The sequence below is a fragment of the Streptomyces sp. NPDC034037 genome, assembly GCF_055575715.1.
On sequence record NZ_JBVISC010000007.1, the window covers coordinates 111,300 to 132,424 of the forward strand.

Annotated in this window: 20 protein-coding genes; 12 read left to right on the plus strand and 8 right to left on the minus strand. The window is 73.0% G+C overall.

Annotated features, from left to right (window positions below; genetic code table 11):
• Positions 1–91: 91 nt before the first annotated feature.
• Both ACZ516_RS24455 and ACZ516_RS24460 read left to right on the plus strand, forming a co-directional pair.
• Positions 92–1,483, plus strand: a complete 1,392-nt coding sequence (locus ACZ516_RS24455) for an aldehyde dehydrogenase family protein (protein WP_469011828.1) — start codon at positions 92–94, stop codon at positions 1,481–1,483.
• A 64-nt stretch (positions 1,484–1,547) separates the two neighbouring features.
• Complete coding sequence (locus tag ACZ516_RS24460) at positions 1,548–2,627, plus strand: Zn-dependent alcohol dehydrogenase (RefSeq protein ID WP_469011829.1); 1,080 nt, start codon at positions 1,548–1,550, stop codon at positions 2,625–2,627.
• A 26-nt stretch (positions 2,628–2,653) separates the two neighbouring features.
• On the opposite strand, the gene ACZ516_RS24465 is transcribed toward ACZ516_RS24460, so the two are convergent.
• Positions 2,654–3,676 carry an urea transporter gene (locus tag ACZ516_RS24465; RefSeq protein ID WP_469011667.1) on the minus strand — a complete coding sequence of 341 codons (1,023 nt, stop codon included), beginning with the start codon at positions 3,674–3,676 and terminating at the stop codon, positions 2,654–2,656.
• Between the two features lie 151 nt (positions 3,677–3,827).
• On the opposite strand from ACZ516_RS24465, the gene ACZ516_RS24470 reads away from it, so the two are divergent.
• Complete coding sequence (locus tag ACZ516_RS24470; protein WP_469011668.1) at positions 3,828–4,403, plus strand: TetR/AcrR family transcriptional regulator; 576 nt, start codon at positions 3,828–3,830, stop codon at positions 4,401–4,403.
• Between the two features lie 6 nt (positions 4,404–4,409).
• Here the strand turns inward: ACZ516_RS24470 and ACZ516_RS24475 are convergent, their stop codons facing one another.
• Entirely contained in the window at positions 4,410–5,069 is a 660-nt protein-coding gene (locus ACZ516_RS24475) for a TetR/AcrR family transcriptional regulator (protein WP_361079062.1), read from the minus strand.
• Between the two features lie 112 nt (positions 5,070–5,181).
• Between ACZ516_RS24475 and ACZ516_RS24480 the strand changes: the two genes are divergently transcribed.
• From ACZ516_RS24480 to ACZ516_RS24490, 3 genes are all read left to right on the plus strand, one after another.
• Positions 5,182–6,333: an acyl-CoA dehydrogenase family protein gene (locus ACZ516_RS24480; protein ID WP_469011669.1), complete on the plus strand. Its 1,152-nt coding sequence runs from the start codon at positions 5,182–5,184 to the stop codon at positions 6,331–6,333.
• Between the two features lie 99 nt (positions 6,334–6,432).
• A complete protein-coding gene (locus ACZ516_RS24485; RefSeq protein WP_358581139.1) occupies positions 6,433–6,723 on the plus strand; it encodes a YiaA/YiaB family inner membrane protein in 291 nt (96 codons plus the stop codon).
• A 68-nt stretch (positions 6,724–6,791) separates the two neighbouring features.
• Positions 6,792–7,430, plus strand: coding sequence for a TetR/AcrR family transcriptional regulator (locus ACZ516_RS24490; RefSeq protein WP_358581142.1), 639 nt, complete (start codon positions 6,792–6,794; stop codon positions 7,428–7,430).
• On the opposite strand, the gene ACZ516_RS24495 is transcribed toward ACZ516_RS24490, so the two are convergent.
• A complete protein-coding gene (locus ACZ516_RS24495) occupies positions 7,421–7,885 on the minus strand; it encodes a MaoC family dehydratase (protein ID WP_358581145.1) in 465 nt (154 codons plus the stop codon). The two genes, ACZ516_RS24490 and ACZ516_RS24495, sit on opposite strands and share 10 nt — an antisense overlap.
• A 104-nt stretch (positions 7,886–7,989) precedes the next feature.
• On the opposite strand from ACZ516_RS24495, the gene soxR reads away from it, so the two are divergent.
• On the plus strand, positions 7,990–8,457 hold the full coding sequence (gene soxR / locus ACZ516_RS24500) for a redox-sensitive transcriptional activator SoxR (RefSeq protein ID WP_469011670.1): 468 nt from the start codon (positions 7,990–7,992) through the stop codon (positions 8,455–8,457).
• Between the two features lie 69 nt (positions 8,458–8,526).
• Positions 8,527–9,045: a hypothetical protein gene (locus ACZ516_RS24505; protein WP_469011671.1), complete on the plus strand. Its 519-nt coding sequence runs from the start codon at positions 8,527–8,529 to the stop codon at positions 9,043–9,045.
• Between the two features lie 54 nt (positions 9,046–9,099).
• Here the strand turns inward: ACZ516_RS24505 and ACZ516_RS24510 are convergent, their stop codons facing one another.
• A complete protein-coding gene (locus ACZ516_RS24510; protein ID WP_361079050.1) occupies positions 9,100–9,708 on the minus strand; it encodes a hypothetical protein in 609 nt (202 codons plus the stop codon).
• A gap of 293 nt (positions 9,709–10,001) precedes the next feature.
• Here ACZ516_RS24510 and ACZ516_RS24515 point away from each other — a divergent pair, with 293 nt between their 5' ends.
• The gene (locus tag ACZ516_RS24515; RefSeq protein WP_469011672.1) at positions 10,002–12,830 is read left to right on the plus strand and encodes a penicillin acylase family protein; all 2,829 of its coding nucleotides are present in this window, start codon (positions 10,002–10,004) and stop codon (positions 12,828–12,830) included.
• 33 nt (positions 12,831–12,863) lie between these two features.
• On the opposite strand, the gene ACZ516_RS24520 is transcribed toward ACZ516_RS24515, so the two are convergent.
• Both ACZ516_RS24520 and ACZ516_RS24525 read right to left on the minus strand, forming a co-directional pair.
• Positions 12,864–14,123: a serine-threonine protein kinase gene (locus ACZ516_RS24520; RefSeq protein WP_469011673.1), complete on the minus strand. Its 1,260-nt coding sequence runs from the start codon at positions 14,121–14,123 to the stop codon at positions 12,864–12,866.
• A gap of 67 nt (positions 14,124–14,190) precedes the next feature.
• Entirely contained in the window at positions 14,191–15,474 is a 1,284-nt protein-coding gene (locus ACZ516_RS24525) for an MFS transporter (protein ID WP_469011831.1), read from the minus strand.
• Between the two features lie 319 nt (positions 15,475–15,793).
• Between ACZ516_RS24525 and ACZ516_RS24530 the strand changes: the two genes are divergently transcribed.
• Genes ACZ516_RS24530 through ACZ516_RS24540 form a run of 3 tightly spaced genes read left to right on the plus strand, consistent with a single transcriptional unit; the run spans position 15,794 to position 18,846 of the window.
• The gene (locus ACZ516_RS24530; RefSeq protein WP_469011832.1) at positions 15,794–16,549 is read left to right on the plus strand and encodes an SDR family oxidoreductase; all 756 of its coding nucleotides are present in this window, start codon (positions 15,794–15,796) and stop codon (positions 16,547–16,549) included.
• Entirely contained in the window at positions 16,546–18,231 is a 1,686-nt protein-coding gene (locus ACZ516_RS24535; RefSeq protein WP_469011674.1) for a class I adenylate-forming enzyme family protein, read from the plus strand. The genes ACZ516_RS24530 and ACZ516_RS24535 overlap by 4 nt, the downstream gene beginning before the upstream one ends.
• Positions 18,232–18,252: 21 nt before the next feature.
• Entirely contained in the window at positions 18,253–18,846 is a 594-nt protein-coding gene (locus ACZ516_RS24540) for a TetR/AcrR family transcriptional regulator (protein WP_358913695.1), read from the plus strand.
• On the opposite strand, the gene ACZ516_RS24545 is transcribed toward ACZ516_RS24540, so the two are convergent.
• Together ACZ516_RS24545 and ACZ516_RS24550 are read right to left on the minus strand one after the other, a co-directional pair.
• Positions 18,847–20,061, minus strand: coding sequence for an acyl-CoA dehydrogenase family protein (locus tag ACZ516_RS24545; protein WP_469011675.1), 1,215 nt, complete (start codon positions 20,059–20,061; stop codon positions 18,847–18,849).
• Between the two features lie 6 nt (positions 20,062–20,067).
• On the minus strand, positions 20,068–21,090 hold the full coding sequence (locus ACZ516_RS24550; protein ID WP_469011676.1) for a phosphotransferase family protein: 1,023 nt from the start codon (positions 21,088–21,090) through the stop codon (positions 20,068–20,070).
• Positions 21,091–21,125 lie beyond the last annotated feature (35 nt).

Consider the following 21,125-nt stretch of genomic DNA (forward strand, 5'->3'; position numbering starts at 1 on the left):
GCGCCGGTACCCCCTGGTGCCCGAAAACTATCAGCGCTAGTTTGTAGGGCGGACGACAACCTGGAGGAATGCGATGAAGGCCAACGACGGCATGTACAGGGCCCACGACGGCATGTACATCGACGGTGCCTGGCGTCCGGCCGCGGGCACCGACACGATCACGGTCGTCGACCCCGCCGACGAGCGAGCCATCGCGGAGGTGCCGGCCGGCACCGCGCAGGACGTCGACGCCGCGGTGTGCGCCGCCCGCGCCGCGCTGCCCGGCTGGGCCGCCACGCCGCCCGCCGAGCGCGCCGCGCTGATCGGCGCCCTCCGGGACCGGCTGGTGGCCCGCAAGGACGAGATCGCCGGAGTCGTGTCCGCCGAGCTGGGCGCCCCGCAGGCGTTCGCGGAGGCGGTGCACGCCGGTGTGCCGGTCGCCGTCTGCGGTTCCTACGCCGAGCTGGCCGCGAGCCACCCCTTCGAGGAGAAGGTGGGCAATTCCACCGTCTACCTGGAGCCGGTCGGCGTGGTCGGCGCGATCACCCCCTGGAACTACCCCCTCCACCAGATCGTCAACAAGGTGGCCCCCGCGCTCGCCGCGGGCTGCACCGTGGTGCTCAAGCCCGCCGAGGACACCCCGCTCACCGCCCAGCTCTTCGCCGAGGCCGTGCACGAGGCGGGCGTACCCGCCGGCGTGTTCAACCTCGTCACCGGCCTCGGCCCGGTCGCCGGACAGGCGCTCGCCGAGCACGAGGGCGTGGACCTCGTGTCGTTCACCGGCTCCACGGCCGTCGGCAGGCGCATCGGCGCCACCGCCGGCGCGGCCGTCAAGCGCGTCGCCCTGGAACTCGGCGGCAAGTCCGCCAACGTCATCCTGCCGAGCGCCGACCTCGCCAAGGCCGTCGGCGTCGGCGTCGCCAACGTGATGTCCAACTCCGGCCAGACGTGCAGCGCCTGGACCCGCATGCTGGTGCACACCGACCGCTACGACGAGGCCGTGGAGCTGGCGGCGCAGGCGGCGGCCAAGTACGGCTCCCGCATCGGCCCCGTCGTCAACGCCAAGCAGCACGAGCGGGTGCGCGGCTACATCGAGAAGGGGATCGCGGAGGGCGCCCGGCTCGTGGCGGGCGGCCCCGAGGCGCCGCGCGAGCGGGGCTACTTCGTCCAGCCGACCGTCTTCGCCGACGTCACCCCGGAGATGACCGTCGCCCAGGAGGAGATCTTCGGCCCGGTGCTCTGCCTCCTGCGCTACGAGGACGAGGAGGACGCCCTGCGCATCGCCAACGGCACCGTGTACGGCCTCGCGGGCGCCGTCTGGGCGGCCGACGACGCCGAGGCCGTCGCCTTCGCCCGCCGCATGGACACCGGCCAGGTCGACATCAACGGCGGCCGGTTCAACCCGCTGGCCCCCTTCGGCGGTTACAAGCAGTCGGGCGTCGGCAGGGAGCTGGGCGCGCACGGCCTCGCGGAGTACCTCCAGACGAAGTCCCTCCAGTTCTGACCCCCGGCCCCCTGGGCCCGCCCGTCCGCCCGAGCCCGCCAGCCTCCCCAAGGAGTACGTGAACGTGGTCCGCGCCGCCATCCTCCCCGCCGTCGGCTCCCCGCTGGAGATCGCCGACATCGAGCTGCCGCAGCCGGGCCCCGGCCAGGTCCGGGTCCGCCTCGCCGCCGCCGGGGTCTGCCACTCCGACCTGTCCCTGTCCAACGGCACCATGCGGGTCCCGGTGCCCGCCGTCCTCGGCCACGAGGGCGCCGGCACCGTCGTCTCCGTCGGCGAGGGCGTCACCGGAGTCGCCCCCGGCGACGGCGTCGTCCTGAACTGGGCGCCGTCCTGCGGCGGTTGTCACGCCTGCTCGCTCGGCGAGGTGTGGCTCTGCGCGAACGCCCTCGCGGGCGCCGCCGACGTCTACGCCAAGCGGCCGGACGGCACGGACCTGCACCCGGGCCTGAACGTCGCCGCGTTCGCCGAGGAGACGGTGGTGGCCGCCGACTGCCTGCTGCCGGTGCCGGACGGCGTCCCGCTCACCGACGCGGCCCTCCTCGGCTGCGCCGTCCTGACCGGGTACGGCGCCGTGCACCACTCGGCGAAGGTGCGCGCGGGCGAGAGCGTCGCCGTGTACGGGGTCGGCGGGGTCGGCCTCGCCACGCTCCAGGCCGCCCGCATCGCCGGTGCCGCGCAGATCATCGCCGTCGACGTGTCCCCGGACAAGGAGCAGCTGGCGCGCTCGGCGGGCGCCACCGACTACGTCGTGGCCTCGCAGACCACCGCGCGCGACATCCGGGGGCTCACCGGCGGGAACGGCGTCGACGTGGCCGTGGAGTGCGTGGGCCGCGCGGCGACGATCCGCACGGCCTGGGAGTCCACGCGGCGCGGCGGACGCACCACGGTGGTCGGCATCGGCGGCAAGGACCAGCAGATCACCTTCAACGCCCTGGAACTCTTCCACTGGGGCAGGACCCTGTCCGGCTGCGTCTACGGCAACTGCGATCCCGCGCTCGACCTGCCGGTGCTCGCCGAGCACATCCGGGCGGGGCGCCTGGACCTGAGCGCGCTGGTGACCGACCGCATCACCCTGGACGGCATCCCGGCGGCCTTCGAGCACATGCTCGCGGGCAAGGGCGGCCGGGCGCTGGTCGTCTTCTGACGGAGCGGGGCATCGGCCGCCGCCCCTCACCCGCCCGGCGCGCCCAGGCGCGGGAAGGACCTGGCCGCCGCCAGGAACACGAACGTGGTCAGGACGAACGGCCAGGTGAAGGCGTGCCCGCCGGACGGTGCGAAGAGCGCCGACACCGCCGGGCCGAGCGCCGTCGCGGCGGCGGCGCCCACCAGCGCGTACGCGAGTGTCGCCGCCCGCACGGGCAGAAAGACGCCGCACAGCGCCAGGGCGACGAGCACGGCGTTGTATCCCGCCGTGCCGTCGGCGATCCGCGCGGCGGGCGCGCCGAGCGCCCATGCCGTGGCGATCCCGGTGGCGCTGCCGAGGCAGGCCACGGCCGCCGCGCGCCGGCCGGCGATCAGGAGACCGGCGAGCAGCAGGGCGCCGACGTACCACTGCGGCATGAGGAAGATCTGCGCGAAGCCGGCGAGGAAGCCGCGGGCCAGCTGGTCCGGCCGGGGCGCGGTCGGGCCCGTCGCGGGGCCGGCGAGCGCCGCGAGTCCCTCGCCGTGGTGCCAGAGGCGGCGGAAGGCGGGCGCGGCGATGGCCGTGGCGCTCGCGACCAGGCAGAACGGCAGGGTGAGCGACGGCAGCCCGCAGGCGCCGAGGAGCCGTGTCACGGCGGCGGTCACGACGGTGACGACCACGCAGCCCGCGATCGCCAGCAGCGCCGTCGACAGGTGGCGCGGGCCGAGGAGGACCGCGCAACTGAGCGAGGTCAGGCAGGCGTTGAACCCTTCGAGGCCGCTCTCCACCCGGTCGCGGTCGACGCCGAGGAGCCGCGCGGCGCCCGTGCCGACGGCGGTGCCCAGCAGGCCGTAGAGGCCGCACTCCCAGCTCGCGGCCGAGAGCGCGAGGCAGAAGAGCGCGCCGGCGGCGGCGCTCGGCAGGAAGGTGACCTGCGCGTGGCCCCGCAACAGCGTCACGGCGAAACCGCCTACGCGCGCGGGCCCGATCGCCCGCCCCGCGGCGGTCGAAGCCGCCGCCGAGACCTGTGCCGGGCCCTCGGCGTCCGGCGCGTCCGTCACTTGCCCCACGGCCAACTCCCGCGTCACGTCCCTGTTGTGCCAGCAGAACGGATGCAGGTTACAGCTAGGGGTGCGGCACCCGGGCCCCACCGCCCTGCCCCCGCCTGTAGTACTGTCACTGTAGTGCTTGTGTCGTAGTACTTCGAATGGAGTGGTATCAGTGGTGCGCAGGAACGACGAGCGGCGTGCGGCACTGGTCGACGCCGCCATCGAGGTGCTGGCCGCGGAAGGCGCCCGGGGGCTGACCTTCCGGGCGGTCGACACGGCGGCCGCGGTGCCCGCGGGCACCGCCTCCAACTACTTCGCCAACCGCGACGACCTGCTGACCCAGGCGGGCGCCCGCGTCTACGAACGGCTGCGACCCGGCGCCGAGGAGATCGAGCGCCAACGCACGGCCAAGCGGGACAAGGAGACGTACGCGGAGCTGATGCGCGAGGTCGTGGGCCGGGTCAGCGGTTTTCGCACCGGCTATCTGGCCCTGCTCGAACTGCGCCTGGAGGCCGTCCGGCGCCCGGGTCTGCGGGCGGTGCTCACCGAGCGGGTCCGGGCCGACCTCGACGCCAATCTCGCCTACCACGAGGCCTCCGGGCTGCCCGGCGACGCGACGGCCGTGCGCCTGCTCTACCTGGCGTTCAACTGGCTCATCCTGGAGCAGCTGACCCTGCCGGGCGTGCTCACCGAGGCCGAGCGCGAGGCGCTCGTCACGGCGGCGGTGGAGCGCATCGTGACGGAGTGACGCGGGTCAGGCGTCGGCCGTCCGGCCGGTGCCCACCTGTTCGTACTGGAGCGCGAGCCCGTCCAGCAGGGCCGTGAGGCCCGCCGCGAACGCCCGCTCGTCGACGACCTGCTGGCGTTCGGCGAGCAGATGGGCCTGGCCGAGGTGGGGGTAGTCCGCCGGGTCGTACGCGCTCTCGTCGTCCACGAAGCCGCCGGCGAAGGAGCCGAGCGCCGAGCCCATGATGAAGTACCGCATCAGCGCGCCGATCGACGTGGCCTGCGCGGCCGGCCAGCCCGCGTCGACCATGGCGCCGAAGACCGCGTCCGCGAGCCGCAGTCCGGCCGGGCGGCGGCCGGGGCCGCGGGCCAGCACCGGGACGATGTTCGGGTGCTCGGTGAGCGCGGCCCGGTAGGAGACCGCCCAGTCGTGCAGGGCCGTACGCCAGTCGCGCCCGTCCGCGGCGTCGAACATCGACAGGTCGACCTGGGCGCTCACCGAGTCGGCGACCGCCTCCAGGATCTGGTCCTTGGTGCGGAAGTGGTTGTACAGGGACGGCCCGCTGACGCCCAGTTCCGCGGCGAGGCGGCGCGTGGAGACGGCGGCGAGCCCCTCGGCGTCCACGAGGGCGCGCGCCGTCTCGACGATGCGTTCTCGGCTGAGGAGGGGCTTGCGCGGTCGGGCCATGCGGCACATAGTAGGGCTGCCACGGGAAACTAGCACTGCTAATTTAATTCTGTCGTTACCCGACGTAACCCGCCGTAGCCCGACGTAAACCCGACGCGAAGAGGTGCCCACGATGAACCTGGAGCTCAGCGAGGAGCAGAGCGCGGTCCGGCGGCTGGCCGAGGACTTCGTCGCGCGGGAGGTCACCCCGCACGTCGTCGAGTGGGACCGCGCGGAAAGCGTCGACCGGGCGCTGGTGAAAAAGCTCGGCGAGGTCGGCTTCCTGGGGCTCACCATCGACGAGGAGTACGGCGGCTCGGGCGGCGACCATCTCGCGTACTGCCTGGTGACCGAGGAGCTGGGCCGCGGCGACTCCTCCGTGCGCGGCATCGTCTCCGTCTCGCTCGGCCTCGTCGCCAAGACCATCGCGGCCTGGGGCAGCGAGGCGCAGAAGCGGCAGTGGCTCCCCGGGCTCACCTCGGGGGAGTACGTCGGCTGCTTCGGGCTCACCGAGCCCGGCACCGGCTCCGACGCGGGCAGCCTCACCACCAGGGCCGTGCGCGACGGCGACGACTACGTGGTCAACGGCACCAAGATGTTCATCACGAACGGCACCTGGGCCGACGTCGTGCTCCTGTTCGCCCGCACGAACGACACCCCGGGACACAAGGGCGTCTCCGCCTTCCTCGTGCCCACCGACACCCCCGGGCTCGGCCGCCGCACCGTGCACGGCAAACTCGGGCTGCGCGGCCAGGCCACCGCCGAGCTGGTCCTGGAGGACGTGCGCGTCCCGGCCTCGGCCATGCTGGCGCCCGAGGGCAAGGGCTTCTCCGTCGCCATGTCCGCCCTCGCCAAGGGGCGCATGTCGGTGGCCGCCGGCTGCGTGGGCATCGCGCAGGCCGCCCTGGACGCCGCGGTGAAGTACGCGGGCGAGCGCGAGCAGTTCGGCAAGGCCATCGCCCACCACCAGCTGGTGCAGGAGCTGCTCAGCGACATCGCCGTGGACGTCGACGCGGCGCGCCTGCTCACCTGGCGGGTCGCCGACCTGATCGACCGGGGGCTGCCCTTCGCCACGGAGTCCTCCAAGGCCAAGCTGTTCGCCTCCGAGGCCGCCGTCCGCGCCGCCCACAACGCCCTCCAGGTCTTCGGCGGCTACGGCTACATAGACGAGTACCCGGCGGGCAAACTGCTGCGCGACGCCCGCGTCATGACGCTCTACGAGGGCACCAGCCAGATCCAGAAACTCGTCATCGGCCGCGCGCTGACGGGCGTCTCCGCGTTCTGAGCACGGACGTCGCGCACCGGGGCCGCGTACGGGGCCTGAGTACGGGAGGTGAGTACGCGAGCGGATGTGGCGGCGGCGCCCGCGGGCCAGGCTGTGGCCATGAGTGAGACTCCCGTCAAGCAGCAGAGCACCACCGCCTACTACGGCCAGGCCGTCGCGTCGTTCGCCGTGGCCCTCGGCGCGACCTCGGTCGGCATCTACAGCCTCGACGTCAGCGGGTGGATCCGCGCCTTCCTCGCCGTGTCCGTCCTGTACCTGACGACCTCGGCGTTCACCCTGGCCAAGGTGGTCAGGGACCGCCAGGAGGCCGACCAGATCGTCAGCCGGGTCGACCAGGCGCGTCTGGAGAAGATCCTGGCCGAGCACGACCCGTTCCGGCCCGTCTCCTGAACCCGCCCGCTAAGCGCTTGCTCACCGCCGGGGGTATGGTGTCCCTCCCGAACGGCTAAGGAGTGGGCATGAGTGCGGCGGAGGAGACCGGCGGTCAGGAGCAGCCGTGGGGCGAGGTCAGCCCCGACGCGGCCAGGCGGCTGCTGATCGCCGCCGTCGAGGCCTTCGCCGAGCGCGGCTACCACGCCACGACGACCCGCGACATCGCCGGCCGCGCCGGCATGAGCCCCGCCGCGCTCTACATCCACTACAAGACGAAGGAAGAGCTGCTCCACCGCATCAGCAGGATCGGCCACGACAAGGCCCTGGCCATCCTGCGCACCGCGGCGGACGGCGAGGGCGGCCCGGCCGACCGGCTCGCGGCGGCCGTGCGCTCCTTCGTCGGCTGGCACGCCGCCCACCACACGACCGCGCGCGTCGTGCAGTACGAGCTGGACGCCCTCGGCGAGGAGCACCGCACGGAGATCGTCGCGCTGCGCCGGCGGACGGACGCCGCGGTGCGGGAGATCATCGAGGACGGGGTGCGCGCCGGCGAGTTCGACGTGCCGGACGTGCCCGGCACCACGCTCGCCGTGCTCTCGCTCTGCATCGACGTGGCCCGTTGGTTCAACGTGGCCGGGCGCCGCACGCCCGACGAGGTCGGCGCGCTCTACGCCGACCTCGTGCTGCGGATGGTGGGCGCCCGCCCCGAGCGGGCTCAGAAGTAGTAGCGCGAGACCGACTCCGCCACGCACGCGGGCTTGTCGGCGCCCTCGCGCTCCACGGTCACCCGGGCGCTCACCTGCACGCCGCCGTCCTTCGTGGGCGTCACGTCCGTGAGCACGGCGCTGGCCCGAAGCCGCGAGCCGACCGGCACGGGGGAGGGGAAACGGACCTTCTCGGTGCCGTAGTTGATGCCCATCCGCATGCCTTCGACCCGCATGATCTGCGGGACCAGGCTCGGCAGCAGCGACAGGGTCAGGTAGCCGTGGGCGATGGTCGTCCCGAAGGGGCCCGCGGCGGCCTTCTCGGGGTCCACGTGGATCCACTGGTGATCGCCCGTGGCGTCGGCGAAGAGGTCGATCCGCTTCTGGTCGATCTCCAGCCAGTCGCTGTGCCCCAGCTGTTCGCCGACTCCGGCCCGCAGTTCCTCGGCCGACGTGAAGATCCTCGGCTCCGCCATGTCCCTGGCCTCCTAGACGTGTGCGTCATGCGCGGACTAAGCGCTTGCTCAGCATGCGGGGTGGGCCGACGCGTGTCAACGGACCAGCCATTAGGGTTCGAGGGGTGCCCCAGATCCCGGAAAAGGTCCATGAACTCACGGTCGGCCAGCTGTCGGCCCGCAGCGGCGCCGCCGTCTCCGCCCTGCACTTCTACGAGTCCAAGGGCCTCATCAGCAGCCGCCGCACCTCCGGCAACCAGCGCCGCTACCACCGCGACGCCCTGCGCCGCGTCGCCTTCATCCGCGCCTCCCAGCGCGTCGGCATCCCGCTCGCCACGATCCGCGAGGCCCTCGACTCGCTGCCCGAGGAGCGCACGCCCAACCGCGAGGACTGGGCGCGCCTGTCCGAGCACTGGCGCACGGAACTGGAGGAACGCATCAAGCAGTTGGGCCGGCTGCGCGACCATCTCAGCGACTGCATCGGCTGCGGCTGCCTGTCCCTGGAGACCTGCGTGCTCTCCAACCCCGACGACGTCTTCGGCGAGCGCCTCACCGGCTCCCGCCTGATGGCGGAGGGCCGTCCCGGGACGTAGTGCCGCGGGTGGCGAAGGAGTACAAGGGAAGGCAAGGGCACCACGCCGCATCATTCAGGGGGAGGGCCGATGTCCGTCGCCGTCTGCTCGTTGAAGTGGGACGCCGCACAGCACGAGCCGCAGTCCATCACGTACGACAGCGACGGGTACCACCTCGTGCGCTTCCCGTACGGTGCGGACGAGGAGTCGTACGACCCCTGGCACATGCACGACCCGGTCAAGGGCGGCGCCGGTCCCACGCGCTTCCCCAAGGCCCGCTCCGGGCTGATCTGGCCGAGCCACGACGGCTGGGGCGTGCTCTCCGCCATGGTCTTCTGGCAGCCGGACGGCGACTGCACCGAGTACCGCACGCGCTTCGTCCGCGACCCGCTGAACATCGCGACCGGCTACGACTCCACGGCGACGACCGACTCCGCGCCCACCCGGGGCAGCCAGTTCAGATCCTGCGTCTGGCAGATGTTCGTGCACCCCGGGACGCCGCTTGGTCTGAAGATCTCGGCGCGCGGCGTGGGAGACGCGAGGCTCGCCACACCGCTGGCACACGCCCAGTTCAAGCTCGCCATCCACACGGACGTCATCACACCCTGACGGCACCTTTCCTCGCCGGGCACCGCCGACGTCGCGCTCGGCGGCGCCCCCGGCTCACACCGACACCAGCGGCCGCAGACTGCGGGCCCGGGCCCTGGCCACCGCGTCCGGGGTGAGCACGGGGGCCGGGACGACGATGCCGCAGCCCGTGCAGACCGCGCCCGCCGACGGCTTGTGCGCCAGGCCCCGCTTCCACACCAGGGAGGTGTCCCCGCAGACGGGGCAGGACGCGCCCGGCTCCCGCTCCAGCGCCGCGATCAGCCGCCGCAGCACCTCGGCGAGGGGGGCGCGGGGATGGACGTACGGGTCGTCGCACCAGGCGACGCCGCAGCCGCCCCAGGTGCGGCGGTGCCAGTCGTCCTCGGTGCCCGGGCGCCTGAGCCCGTCGTGCTTCTCCTTGCGGCGGCGCTCGGCGAAGTCCGCCTCGTAGGAGAGCCAGACGGCCCGCGCCGCCTCCAGCTCGTTCAGCGCGGCCACCAGGCGCGCCGGGTCGGGTGACCTGTCCTCGGGCCCGAAGCCCGCTCGGGCGCACAAGTGGTCCCAGGTCGCCCGGTGTCCGTAGGGGGCGAACCTCTCCAGGCACTTGCGCAGCGAATAGCGCCGCAGTGCCAGATCGCTCTGCGGGTCACGTACCTGTCTCGCGAGACTCCGGAATCCGGCCATCGCCCTGCACCTCCGTATACGCGCTCTCGTACCTGTACCCCGTGTTCCGTGTCCGTGGCGTCGCGGTCGGGCAGAAACCGAGACGTCGTCGCCGAGTAGACGTATCGACACCCGATTCGGCTCCCTTTCGAGGCGACCGCTTTTCGCCTGCCCGCCCCGGCAGCGCTGATGCGTCCTGGAAGGGGGCGCGTTGTGGTGATTTCGAAAAGGCGACGCTTGTTCATCTTTCGACTTCGCGGGCCCGACAGTAACCTCCGCCGCATCGGCCTTCCGCGGGACCCGGAGGAGCAGCCATGCGAGGACGCACCGTCAGACTCAGAACGCTCACGGCGGGGGCGGCGCTCGCGCTCGGCGCCTGCCTGCTCACGCCCCCGGCGGGCGCGGGCGCCGCACCCCGGGAGGCCGCCGCCGAGGAGGGCGCCGACTACTGCGCGGGCCAGTGCGCGGACATCCTGCCGCCCGGCGCCAACGGCGGCGCGACGCTCGCCGAGATCCTCGCCCACCGCCTCCTGGGCACCCGGCCCGCCCACGCCGACGACCAGTTGGGCCCCTACGACGCGCTCTCCACCGGATACCCCTCGCTCACCGACGACCGGCTCACCGAGTTCTTCGACGACGCCTCCTTCGGGGTGCGCGAGGGCCAGGTGGCCTCGGTGACCAGGCCGCGCGACGACGTGACGATCACCCGGGACAAGAAGTACGGCATCCCGCACATCAAGGGCACCACGCGCTACGGCACCGAGTTCGGCGCCGGCTTCGCCGCCGGGCAGGACCGGCTCTGGCTGATCGACCTCTTCCGGCACATAGGCCGCGGACAGCTCACCCCGTTCGCGGGCGGCGCGCCCGCCAACCAGGGCCTGGAGCAGCAGTTCTGGCCGCAGGCCCCGTACACCGAGCAGGACCTGGAGAAACAGGTCGAGTACATCAGGACGACCCAGGGCGAGCGCGGCAGGCAGGCCATGGCGGACGCGCAGGCCTACGTCGACGGGCTCAACGCCTACCGCGTGAAGGCCAAGGACGGCCGCTACTTCCCCGGCGAGTACGTCCTGACCGGCAAGATCGACGCGATCACCAACGCCGGCGAGATCGAGCCCTTCAAGATCACCGACATGATCGCGCTGGCCTCCGTGGTCGGCGGGCTCTTCGGCAACGGCGGGGGTGGCGAGGTCGAATCCGCGCTCTCCCTGCTGAAGTCCCAGGAGAAGTACGGCGTCGAGAAGGGCACGAAGGTCTGGGAGTCCTTCCGCGCCCGCAACGACCCCGAGGCCGTCCAGACCATCCACGACGGCACGAGCTTCCCCTACGCCGGCAAACCGGACAAGGCGCGCGGCACCGCCCTGCCCGACCCGGGATCGGTCGAGCGCGAGCCACTCGTGTACGACCGCCGGGGCGGCGCGAGGAGCGGCGCCAAGGACCCGGTGCGGGCGCCCGCGAGACTCAGGCCGCTCCAGGGCATGTACGACCAGGGCGTCCTGCCCGCCGACCTGTTCCGGCGGGACGGCCACAAGAAGGGCATGTCGAACGCCCTGCTCGTCTCCGGCGAGCACACCGCGAGCGGCCACCCCGTCGCCGTCTTCGGCCCCCAGACCGGGTACTTCGCGCCCCAGCTGCTCATGCAGCAGGAACTCCAGGGGCCGGGCATCAGCGCCCGGGGCGTCTCCTTCGCGGGCGTCGGGATGTACGTCCAACTCGGGCGCGGCCAGGACTACGCCTGGTCGGCGACCTCCGCCGGGCAGGACATCACCGACACCTACGCCGTGGAACTGTGCGAGCCGGGCGGCGGCACACCCACCAAGCAGTCCGCCGGCTATCTGTACCGGGGCACCTGCACCCCCATGGAGAAGCTGGAGCGCACCAACGCCTGGAAGCCGACCCTGGCCGACTCCACGGCCGCCGGCTCCTACCGCCTTCAGGTCCTGCGCACCAAGTACGGCGTCGTCACGCACCGCGCGAGCGTCGACGGCAAGCCGGTCGCCTACGTCTCGCTGCGCTCCACCTACCGCCACGAGGCCGACTCGATCATCGGCTTCCAGATGCTCAACGACCCCTCGTACGTCAAGGACGCCACGACCTTCAAGAAGGCGGCCGAGCACATCAGCTACGCCTTCAACTGGTTCTACGCCGACTCGCGCGACATCGCGTACTACAACAGCGGCGCCAACCCCGAGCGGGCCGACAGCGTCGACCCCGCCCTGCCGATCAGCGCCCAACAGGCCTACGAATGGCGCGATTTCGACCCGGAGGACAACACCTCCGCGCAGACACCGCCCGCCGCACACCCCCAGTCCGTGAACCAGGACTACTACATCTCCTGGAACAACAAGCAGGCCAAGGACTTCGCCGCGGCGGGCTTCGGCCTGAGCGCGGTGCACCGGGGAGACCTGCTCGACGGACGGGTCAAGAAGCTCACCGAGCAGGGCGGTGTCACCCGTGCCTCGCTCACCCGGGCGATGTCGGAGGCGGCCGTCACCGATCTGCGCGGCGAGCAGGTGCTGCCCGAACTGCTGAAGGTCGTACGGAGCAAGCCGGTCACCGACCCGCGACTGAGCGAGGCCGTCGAGCAGTTGGAGGCCTGGCGCAAGGCCGGCGCGCAGCGCAACCAGACGGCGGCGGGCTCCAAGGCGTACGCCCATCCCGACGCCGTGCGCGTCATGGACGCCTGGTGGCCGCTGCTGGTCGAGGCCCAGTTCAAGCCGGGCCTCGGCACGGACCTGTACGACGCGCTGACCGCGCAGCTGAGCACCGACGAGGCACCCTCGGCGGGGCACGGGCCCACCGGGGGGCACGCCGGTTCGGCCTTCCAGTACGGCTGGTGGGGCTACGCCGACAAGGACCTGCGCGCGGTCCTCGGCGAGCCGGTCAAGGGCGCCCTGGCCCACACCTACTGCGGTGACGGCGTGCTCGACGCCTGCCGCGACACCCTGCTGGCCACCCTCGCGCAGGCCGTCGCCAAGCCCGCCACCGAGGTGTACCCCGGCGACGACGCGTGCCGGGCCGGTGACCAGTGGTGCGCCGACGCGATCATCCACCGCGCGCTCGGCGGCATCACGCACCGGCCCGTGCAGTGGCAGAACCGCCCGACGTACCAGCAGGTCGTCGAGTTCCCCCGGCACCGCGAGTAGCCGGGGGCGGCCTCGGACCGGGGTACGGCGGGCTCAGGCGAGAGCGATCCGCCCGGCGGCGAACACGGCACGTGCCAGCTCCTCGTGGCACACATCGCTGTGGGCGCCGGCGGGCGGCCCGCCGCGCCGCACCACCGAGGCCGCGTCCACGCTCACGCACCCCCGGGCGGGCAGCCGCTCGCCCAGCACGACCCGCTCGGCCCCCGCCACGGCCCGGATGCCGTCGTGGCCGACGGCGCCCCACCGCTCGAACAGGTGCAGGAAACCGGAGGAGTCCCCGGCCAGCTTCGACGCCAAGGGGTACAGGCGCCCCAGGGCGTCGTCGTGGCGCGAGTAGCAGGCGAGCAGGGGGCCGTCGACGCGGTGCTGCACGCCGTGCAGGGCGCCGCCGCGGGAGCGGTCGTGCGGCAGCCGCTCGGCGAACGCGTAGTGCGAGAACGCCCCTTGGAGCAGCGTCACCGACTTCACCGCGCGCACGTCGGCGGGCATGCCGCGCAGCGCGTACGCCACGAGCCGGGCACCGAAGCTGTGCCCGATCAGATGCACCCTGATGCCGGACACGTCGGCGGCGAGCAGGCCGATCGCGGGGCCGAGGCCCAGCTGGCCGACCGCGCCCGCCCGCCGCTTCATCGCGTAGTAGCTGCCCTGCCGCAGCAGCTCGTGGGCGCCGTCCCACACCCGCTCGCGCAGGGTGCCGAGGAGCAGGGGCCGGCCGGGGTCCGCGCGGGCCGCGGCGAACACCTCGCAGACCTGGACCGCGTCGTCGGTGAGCATCGCGGGTTCGCCCACCCCGGTGTCCTCGCCGAGGTGCCGGGCCGGGCTCGTCTCGCGCAGCGAGACCAGCTCCCGCACGAGCCGCCCGAACTCATAGACGCGCGAGGGCACGTCGGAGCGCTCCGCGAGCAGCTCGGCGATCCGGTCGAGCGTCGGGCCGTGCCCGGGGAAGGCGCGGTCGAGCGCTTGCCGGGTGGCCGCGTCGAGCAGCGGGGCGCCGCTCGGCGCAACGGGCGCGGCCGAGGGGTCGAAGTCGGGGATCGACTCGTCGGGGAAGCGGATGGCGGGCCACAGCACCCCGACGTGGCCGAGCCGCACCCCCGCTCCCGCCAGCGCCCGGCAGGGGGCGAAGAAGCGTCGGCAGAGCCTGCGGGCGTCCTTCTTGTCGTTGTTCCAGCCGTGCGCGAAGACCAGCAGATCGGTGACGCGCTCGCGTTCCGCGCCCTCCAGCAGCCGCGCACGCTGGTCGGTGTCGACGTCGCCGTCGGCGTCGAAGGTCAGTTCCCAGTAGGGTTCCACGCCGGTATGGTCCTGCCGTCGGGTCCGCCTGACCAGCCTTCGCGCACCCGCAACTGGAGGCGCACGCTCAGGCCAGGTCCCGCTCCCGCGTCTCGGGGAGCGCGAGGACGCACGCCAGCGACACGACGGCCATCGCGCTCACGTACCAGCCCACGGCGGAGGAGCCGAACGCCGCCTGCAGCCGCGTCGCGACCAGCGGCGAGACCGCGCCGCCGAGCACACCGCCCAGGTTGTAGGCGAGCGAGGCGCCCGAGTAGCGCACGTTCGCGGCGAACAGCTCCGGCAGATAGGCGCCCATCGGGCCGTAGACCACCCCCATGCAGAACAGCGCGCCGCCCAGCGCCAGCGCGATGAGCACCGGCCGCCCGGTGTCCAGGAGCGGGAAGAGCACGAGCCCCCACACCCCCGCGAGCCCCGTGCCCGCGAGGACCAGCCGGCGCCGCCCGACGCCGTCCGAGCGCGTCGCGGCGAGCCAGGTGCCGGCCGCGAGGAACAGGCAGCCCACCAGGGACAGGCCCAGCATGGTGTCGCGGGGGACGCGCAGGGCGCCGGTGGCGTAGGAGAGGCAGTACGTCGTGGCCGTGTAGAAGAGGCCGTACGCGACGACCATGCCCCCGGCGCCGAGCAGCAGTTCGCGCGGATGCCGGCGCAGCACGTCCAGCGCGGGCGCCTTGCTGGCCTCCTGGGCCCGCACGGCCTGCGCGAAGACCGGCGTCTCGCTGATCCGCAGCCGCACGAACAGGCCGACGCCGACGAGCAGGAAGGAGAGCAGGAACGGCACCCGCCAGCCCCAGCCGCGAAACGCCTCGTCGGACAGGGTGGCCGACAGCAGCCAGAAGACACCGGTCGCCGCGAAGAAGCCGACGGACGGCCCCAGTTGCGGGAAAGCGGCGTACAGGCCCCGCTTCCCGCGCGGCGCGTGCTCCACCGCGAGCAGCGCCGCACCGCCCCACTCGCCGCCGAGGCCGATGCCCTGGAGGAAGCGGAGCAGGATGAGCAGCAGTGGGGCCCAGACGCCCCAGGTGCCGTAGCCGGGCAGGAGGCCGACCAGGGCGGTGGACAGGCCCATCAGGAGCAGCGAGGCCACCAGCACGGACTTGCGGCCCACCCGGTCGCCGAAGTGCCCGAAGACCACCGACCCGATGGGCCGCGCCGCGAACGCCACCGCGTAGGTGGAGAACGACGCGAGCGTGGCGTTGACCGGGTCCAGGGTGGGGAAGAACGCCTGGTTGAGGACGAGGGCGGCCGCCGTGCCGTAGATGTAGAAGTCGTAGAACTCGATGGCCGTCCCGATGAACGAGGCCACGGCCACCCGGCGCAGACTCTCCGGGGTGGCCTCCCCGGCCTCCACGGCCCCGCCCTCTCTGCCCTCCCCGCGCTCGCGGTCCTCGTCGTCGCCGTCCTGCGCCCGGGGGGCCGGCTGCCGCTGGTTCGCTGTCGCTTCGCTGTGCACGAGCGGCACTCTCTTGGTGGATGTAGGAGGCAGTCAATACCCGGGACGCCTGTGTCTCGGAGCGTGAGACCCATGGCCCCGGACGAGGGAATCCACCGTCGGTCCACCCCGGCCCGGCCCTCTTCCCTCACCACATACCGACTGGTTAGTCTGCTGCCACAGACAGGCCGCGCGAGCGTGGCCGGCCCGACGCCGAAGGAGACCGGTCGTGGAGACCCTGCGGGACAAGGGAGTTGTCGTCACCGGCGCCGGGGGCGGCATCGGAGCCGCGCTCGCCCGGCGCTTCGCCGCCGAGGGAGCGCGCGTCGTCGTCAACGACCTGGACGGCGACAAGGCGCGGGCCGTCGCCGACGAGGTGGGCGGCACCGCCGTCCCCGGGGACGCCTCGGTCGTCGTGGAGCGGGCCGTCGAGGCGCTCGGCGGCACGGTCGACGTGTACTGCGCCAACGCCGGGCTCGGCTCCGGCGGCAGCGAGGCCGCTCCCGAGGAGGTCTGGGCGGCGGCCTGGGACGTCAACGTCATGGCGCACGTACGGGCGGCGCACGCCCTGCTGCCCGGCTGGCTGGCCCGCGGCACCGGCCGCTTCGTCTCCACCGTCTCCGCGGCCGGCCTGCTCACCATGATCGGCGCCGCCCCCTACAGCGTCACCAAGCACGGCGCGTACGCCTTCGCGGAGTGGCTCTCGCTCACCTACCGCCACCGCGGCCTCAAGGTCCACGCGATCTGCCCGCAGGGCGTGCGCACCGACATGCTCGCCGCCACCGGCACCGCGGGCGACCTCGTGCTCGCCCCCACCGCCATCGAACCGGAGGACGTCGCCGCCGCGCTCTTCGCGGGCATGGCCGAGGACCGCTTCCTGATCCTCCCGCACCCCGAGGTCGCCGCGTACTACGAGGCCCGCGCCGCCACCCCCGACAAGTGGCTGACCGGCATGAACCACCTCCAGCAGAAGTGGGAGGCGACCCAGGCATGAACACGTCCCCGCCCCCGAACGGCTCGATCTACGCGGCCAAGCCCTGGCTCGCCCGTCTGAACGACGCCCAGCGCGGTTCCGTCACCCCGGCCGCCTCCATGGTGCACGCCTTCCGCGACGCCGTCGCGCGGAGCCCCGAACACACCGCCCTCGCCTACTTCGACGGCCGCCTGAGCTACCGCGAGACCGACGCCCTCAGCGACTCCGTCGCCGGACACCTGGCGGCGCGCGGACTCGCCCGCGGCGACCGCGTGGCGATTCTGCTCCAGAACACCCCGCACTTCGTTCTCGCGCTCCTCGGCGCCTGGAAGGCCGGCGCGACGGTGGTGCCCGTCAACCCCATGTACAAGTCGGCTGAGGTCGCCCACGTCCTCGCCGACGCGGAGGTGACCGCGCTGATCTGCGCGGACCGGGCCTGGGAGACGTATCTGCGCGACACGGCGGCGCACTCGCCGGTGCGCATCGTGCTCACCGCCTGCGAGCTGGACCTCCAGAGCAGGAACGACCCGCGCGTCCTCGACTTCGAGCGGCTGCCCGTGGCCGCCGACGCCGACGACCTGGTGGCGGTCGCCCGCCAGGGCCACCCCGCTCCCGCCGACCGCGCGCCCGGCCCCCACGACGTGGCCCTCATCAGCTACACCTCCGGCACCAGCGGCACCCCCAAGGGCGCCATGAACACCCACGGCAACATCACCTACAACGCGGCACGCCAGCGCGCGGGCTCCGGCATCCCCGAAGGCGCCTGCTACTTCGCGCTCGCGCCGCTCTTCCACATCACCGGCATGGTCGTGCAGCTCGCGGGCTGCGTCACCAACGCGGGCACCCTCGCGCTCACCTACCGCTTCGAGGCCGGGGCGGTCCTCGACGCCTTCGCCGAGCACCGCCCCGCCTACACCGTCGGCCCGTCCACGGCCTTCATGGCGCTCGCCGCCCACCCCGCGGCCACCCGCGCCCACTTCGACTCCTTCACGCTGATCTCCTCGGGCGGCGCGCCGCTGCCCCCGGCCCTCGTGGAGAAGTTCCGCACGGCCTTCGGGCCCTACCTCCACAACGGCTACGGCCTCACCGAGTGCACCGCGCCCTGCGCCTCCGTGCCGCCGGGACAGGAGGCACCCGTCGACCCGTTCTCGGGCACCCTCGCCGTCGGCGTCCCGGGGCCCGAGACGGTCGTACGCATCCTGGACGAACACGGCCAGGAGGTCCCTTTCGGGGAACACGGCGAGATCGTCGTACGCGGACCCCAGGTGGTGCCGGGCTACTGGAAGCTGCCCGAGGCCACCGCCGCCACCTTCCCCGACGGCGAACTGCGCACCGGCGACATCGGCTTCATGGACCCGGCCGGCTGGCTCTACGTCGTCGACCGCAAGAAGGACATGATCAACGCCTCCGGCTTCAAGGTGTGGCCCCGCGAGGTCGAGGACGTCCTGTACACGCACCCGGCCGTGCGCGAGGCGGCCGTCGTCGGGGTGCCCGACAGCTACCGGGGGGAGAGCGTCAAGGCGTACGTCAGCCTGCGCCCCGGCAGCGGGACCGGCGCCGCGGAGCTGAGCGCGTACTGCGCCCAGCGGCTCGCCGCGTACAAATACCCGCGCGAGGTCGAGATCCTGCCGGAACTGCCGAAGACCACAAGTGGGAAGATCCTCCGGCGGGAACTGCGCGACCGCGCACAGGACAGTCAGTGACACGAAAGGCAGGTGGCGGCAGTGGCCAGGACAACGGACGGTGACGGCACGCCCGTCCCGCAGCGGCTGCTGGCCGCCGCCACCCGGCTCTTCGCCGACCAGGGCTACGACCGCACCTCGGTGCAGGAGATCGTGGAGGCGGCCGGCGTCACCAAGGGCGCGCTCTACCACTACTTCGGCTCCAAGGACGACCTGCTGCACGAGGTCTACGCCCGCATGCTCCGCGTCCAGCAGGAGCGCCTGGACGCCATCGCGGACGCGGACGCCCCCGTCGAGCGCCGGGTCCGCGACGCCGCCGCCGACGTCGTCGTCACCACGATCGACAACCTCGACGACGCCTCGATCTTCTTCCGCTCCATGCACCACCTCGGCCCCGAGAAGAACAAGCAGGTGCGCGCCGAGCGGCGCCGCTACCACGAGCGCTTCCGGGCCCTGATCGAGGAGGGCCAGGACAGCGGCGTCTTCTCCACGGCGACCCCGGCGGACCTGGTGGTGGACTACCACTTCGGCTCCGTCCACCACCTGTCCACCTGGTACCGCCCCGAGGGCCCCCTGAGCCCGCGCCAGGTGGCCGACCACCTGGCCGACCTCCTGCTGCGGGCACTGCGGCCCTAGCTACTGGTACTTCTTCAGCTCCCGCCGGGCCAGGGACCGCTGATGCACCTCGTCGGGCCCGTCGGCCAGCCGCAGGGTCCGCGCCGCCGCCCACAGCTCCGCCAGCGGGAAGTCCTGACCGACCCCGCCCGCGCCGTGCACCTGCACGGCCCGGTCGAGGATGTCCACCACGGCCCGGGGCGTCGCGATCTTGATGGCCTGGATCTCCGTGTGCGCACCCTTGTTGCCGACGGTGTCCATCAGCCAGGCCGTCTTCAGGACGAGCAGCCGCACCTGCTCCACCGCGACCCGCGCGTCCGCGATCCACTCCTGCACGACGCCCTGCTGGGCCAGCGGCTTGCCGAAGGCCGTCCGCGTCGCCGCGCGCCGGCACATCAGCTCGATGGCACGCTCGGCCATGCCGATCAGGCGCATGCAGTGGTGGATGCGGCCGGGGCCGAGCCGGGCCTGGGCGATGGCGAAACCGCCGCCCTCCTCGCCGATCAGGTGCGAGACGGGGACGCGCACCCGGTCGAAGACGACCTCCGCGTGACCGCCGTGGTAGTGGTCCTCGTACCCGTACACCCGCATGGCGCGCCGCACTTCGAGGCCCGGGGCGTCGCGCGGGACGAGGACCATCGACTGCTGGCGGCGGATGTCGGCGCCGTCCGGGTCGGTCTTGCCCATCACGATGAAGACCTGGCACTGGGGGTTCATCGCCCCGGAGATGTACCACTTGCGGCCCGTGATGACGTAGTCGTCGCCGTCCCGCTCGATGAGCGTGGTGATGTTCGTGGCGTCGGAGGAGGCCACATCCGGCTCGGTCATCGCGAACGCCGAGCGGATCTCCCCGGCCAGCAGCGGCCCGAGCCAGCGCTTCTTGTGCTCCTCGGTGCCGAACTGCGCGAGCACCTCCATGTTGCCGGTGTCGGGGGCGGCGCAGTTCAGCGCGGTGGGCGCCAACTGCGGGGAGCGGCCGGTGATCTCGGCGAGCGGCGCGTACTGCAGGTTGGTGAGCCCGGCGCCGTGTTCCGCGTCGGGCAGGAACAGGTTCCACAGGCCCTGCCTGCGGGCCTCGGCCTTCAACTCCTCCACGACGGCGGGCGTGTCCCACGGCGAGGCGAGCGCCGCGCGCTGCTCCTCGGCGACGGCCTCGGCCGGATACACGTGCTCGTCCATGAAGGCGAGCAGCTTCGCGCGCAGCTCCTCGGTGCGGGCGTCGAATGCGAAGTCCATGGTCGGTCAGCCTTCCTGGAGGGTGGCGAGCCCGTGGTCGATGAAGACGGGCACCAGTTCGCCGATCCGGTCGAAGCCCGCGCCGACCGTCCGGCCGAGCGTGTAGCGGTAGTGGATGCCCTCCAGGATCACGGCGAGCTTGAACCACGCGAAGGCCGTGTACCAGGAGATCGAGGAGACGTCGCGCCCCGAGCGCGCGGCGTACCGCTCGATCAGCTCGGCGGGGTCCGGGTGGCCGGGCGCGCCCGCCGTGGTGCTGACGGGGGAGTCGGGCACCTCCAGCCTCGCGCTGTACATCACCAGCAGGCCGAGGTCGGTGAGCGGATCGCCGAGGGTGGACATCTCCCAGTCGAGGACGGCCCGGATCCGGTCGTCCGGGCCGATCAGCACGTTGTCCAGGCGGTAGTCGCCGTGCACGACCGTCGCCGGGGGCGAGGCGGGCAGGGCGCGTCCGAGCGCCGCGTGCAGCTCGTCGACGCCGGGCAGGTCGCGGTTGCGGGAGGCGTCGAGCTGCTTGCCCCAGCGGCGCAGCTGCCGGTCCAGGAACCCCTCGGGCCGCCCGAAGTCGCCGAGGCCGACCGCCTCGGGGTCCACGGCGTGCAGATCGACGAGGGTGTCGAGGAGGCCGAGCACGGCGGCGCGGGTGCGCTCGGGGCCGAGCGGCGCCAGCTCCTCGGCGGTGCGGTACGGCGTCCCGTCCACGTGCTCCATGACGTAGAAGGGCGCCCCGATGACGCTCTCGTCCGCGCAGAGCAGCACCGGCGCGGGCACCGGCACCTCCGTCGGGTGCAGGGCCTCGATCACCCGGTGCTCGCGCTTCATGTCGTGCGCGGTGGCCAGCACATGGCCGAGCGGCGGCCGCCGCACGACCCAGCGCTCGGTGCCGTCGGTCACGGCGTACGTGAGGTTGGACCTGCCGCCCTCGATCAGCCGGGCGGTGAGCGGCCCGCCGACCAGGCCCGGCCGCTCCCGGTCGAGATGGGCACGCAACTGGTCGAGGTCGAGGCCCGGCGGGTGGTCTGCGCTCATCTTCGCTCCTGATCGGCGTGGTGGTGGCGTGCCAC

Excerpts from the sequence above, each read along its gene's own strand:
- ACZ516_RS24480 (WP_469011669.1), top strand. The coding sequence starts at position 5,182 with ATGAACCTGGAGCTCAGCGAGGAGCAGAGCGCGGTCCGGCGGCTGGCC.
- ACZ516_RS24490 (WP_358581142.1), top strand. The coding sequence starts at position 6,792 with ATGAGTGCGGCGGAGGAGACCGGCGGTCAGGAGCAGCCGTGGGGCGAG.
- ACZ516_RS24505 (WP_469011671.1), top strand. The coding sequence starts at position 8,527 with ATGTCCGTCGCCGTCTGCTCGTTGAAGTGGGACGCCGCACAGCACGAG.
- ACZ516_RS24495 (WP_358581145.1), bottom strand. The coding sequence starts at position 7,885 with ATGGCGGAGCCGAGGATCTTCACGTCGGCCGAGGAACTGCGGGCCGGA.
- ACZ516_RS24485 (WP_358581139.1), top strand. The coding sequence starts at position 6,433 with ATGAGTGAGACTCCCGTCAAGCAGCAGAGCACCACCGCCTACTACGGC.
- ACZ516_RS24510 (WP_361079050.1), bottom strand. The coding sequence starts at position 9,708 with ATGGCCGGATTCCGGAGTCTCGCGAGACAGGTACGTGACCCGCAGAGC.
- ACZ516_RS24545 (WP_469011675.1), bottom strand. The coding sequence starts at position 20,061 with ATGGACTTCGCATTCGACGCCCGCACCGAGGAGCTGCGCGCGAAGCTG.
- ACZ516_RS24535 (WP_469011674.1), top strand. The coding sequence starts at position 16,546 with ATGAACACGTCCCCGCCCCCGAACGGCTCGATCTACGCGGCCAAGCCC.
- ACZ516_RS24550 (WP_469011676.1), bottom strand. The coding sequence starts at position 21,090 with ATGAGCGCAGACCACCCGCCGGGCCTCGACCTCGACCAGTTGCGTGCC.
- ACZ516_RS24475 (WP_361079062.1), bottom strand. The coding sequence starts at position 5,069 with ATGGCCCGACCGCGCAAGCCCCTCCTCAGCCGAGAACGCATCGTCGAG.
- ACZ516_RS24515 (WP_469011672.1), top strand. The coding sequence starts at position 10,002 with ATGCGAGGACGCACCGTCAGACTCAGAACGCTCACGGCGGGGGCGGCG.
- ACZ516_RS24455 (WP_469011828.1), top strand. The coding sequence starts at position 92 with ATGTACAGGGCCCACGACGGCATGTACATCGACGGTGCCTGGCGTCCG.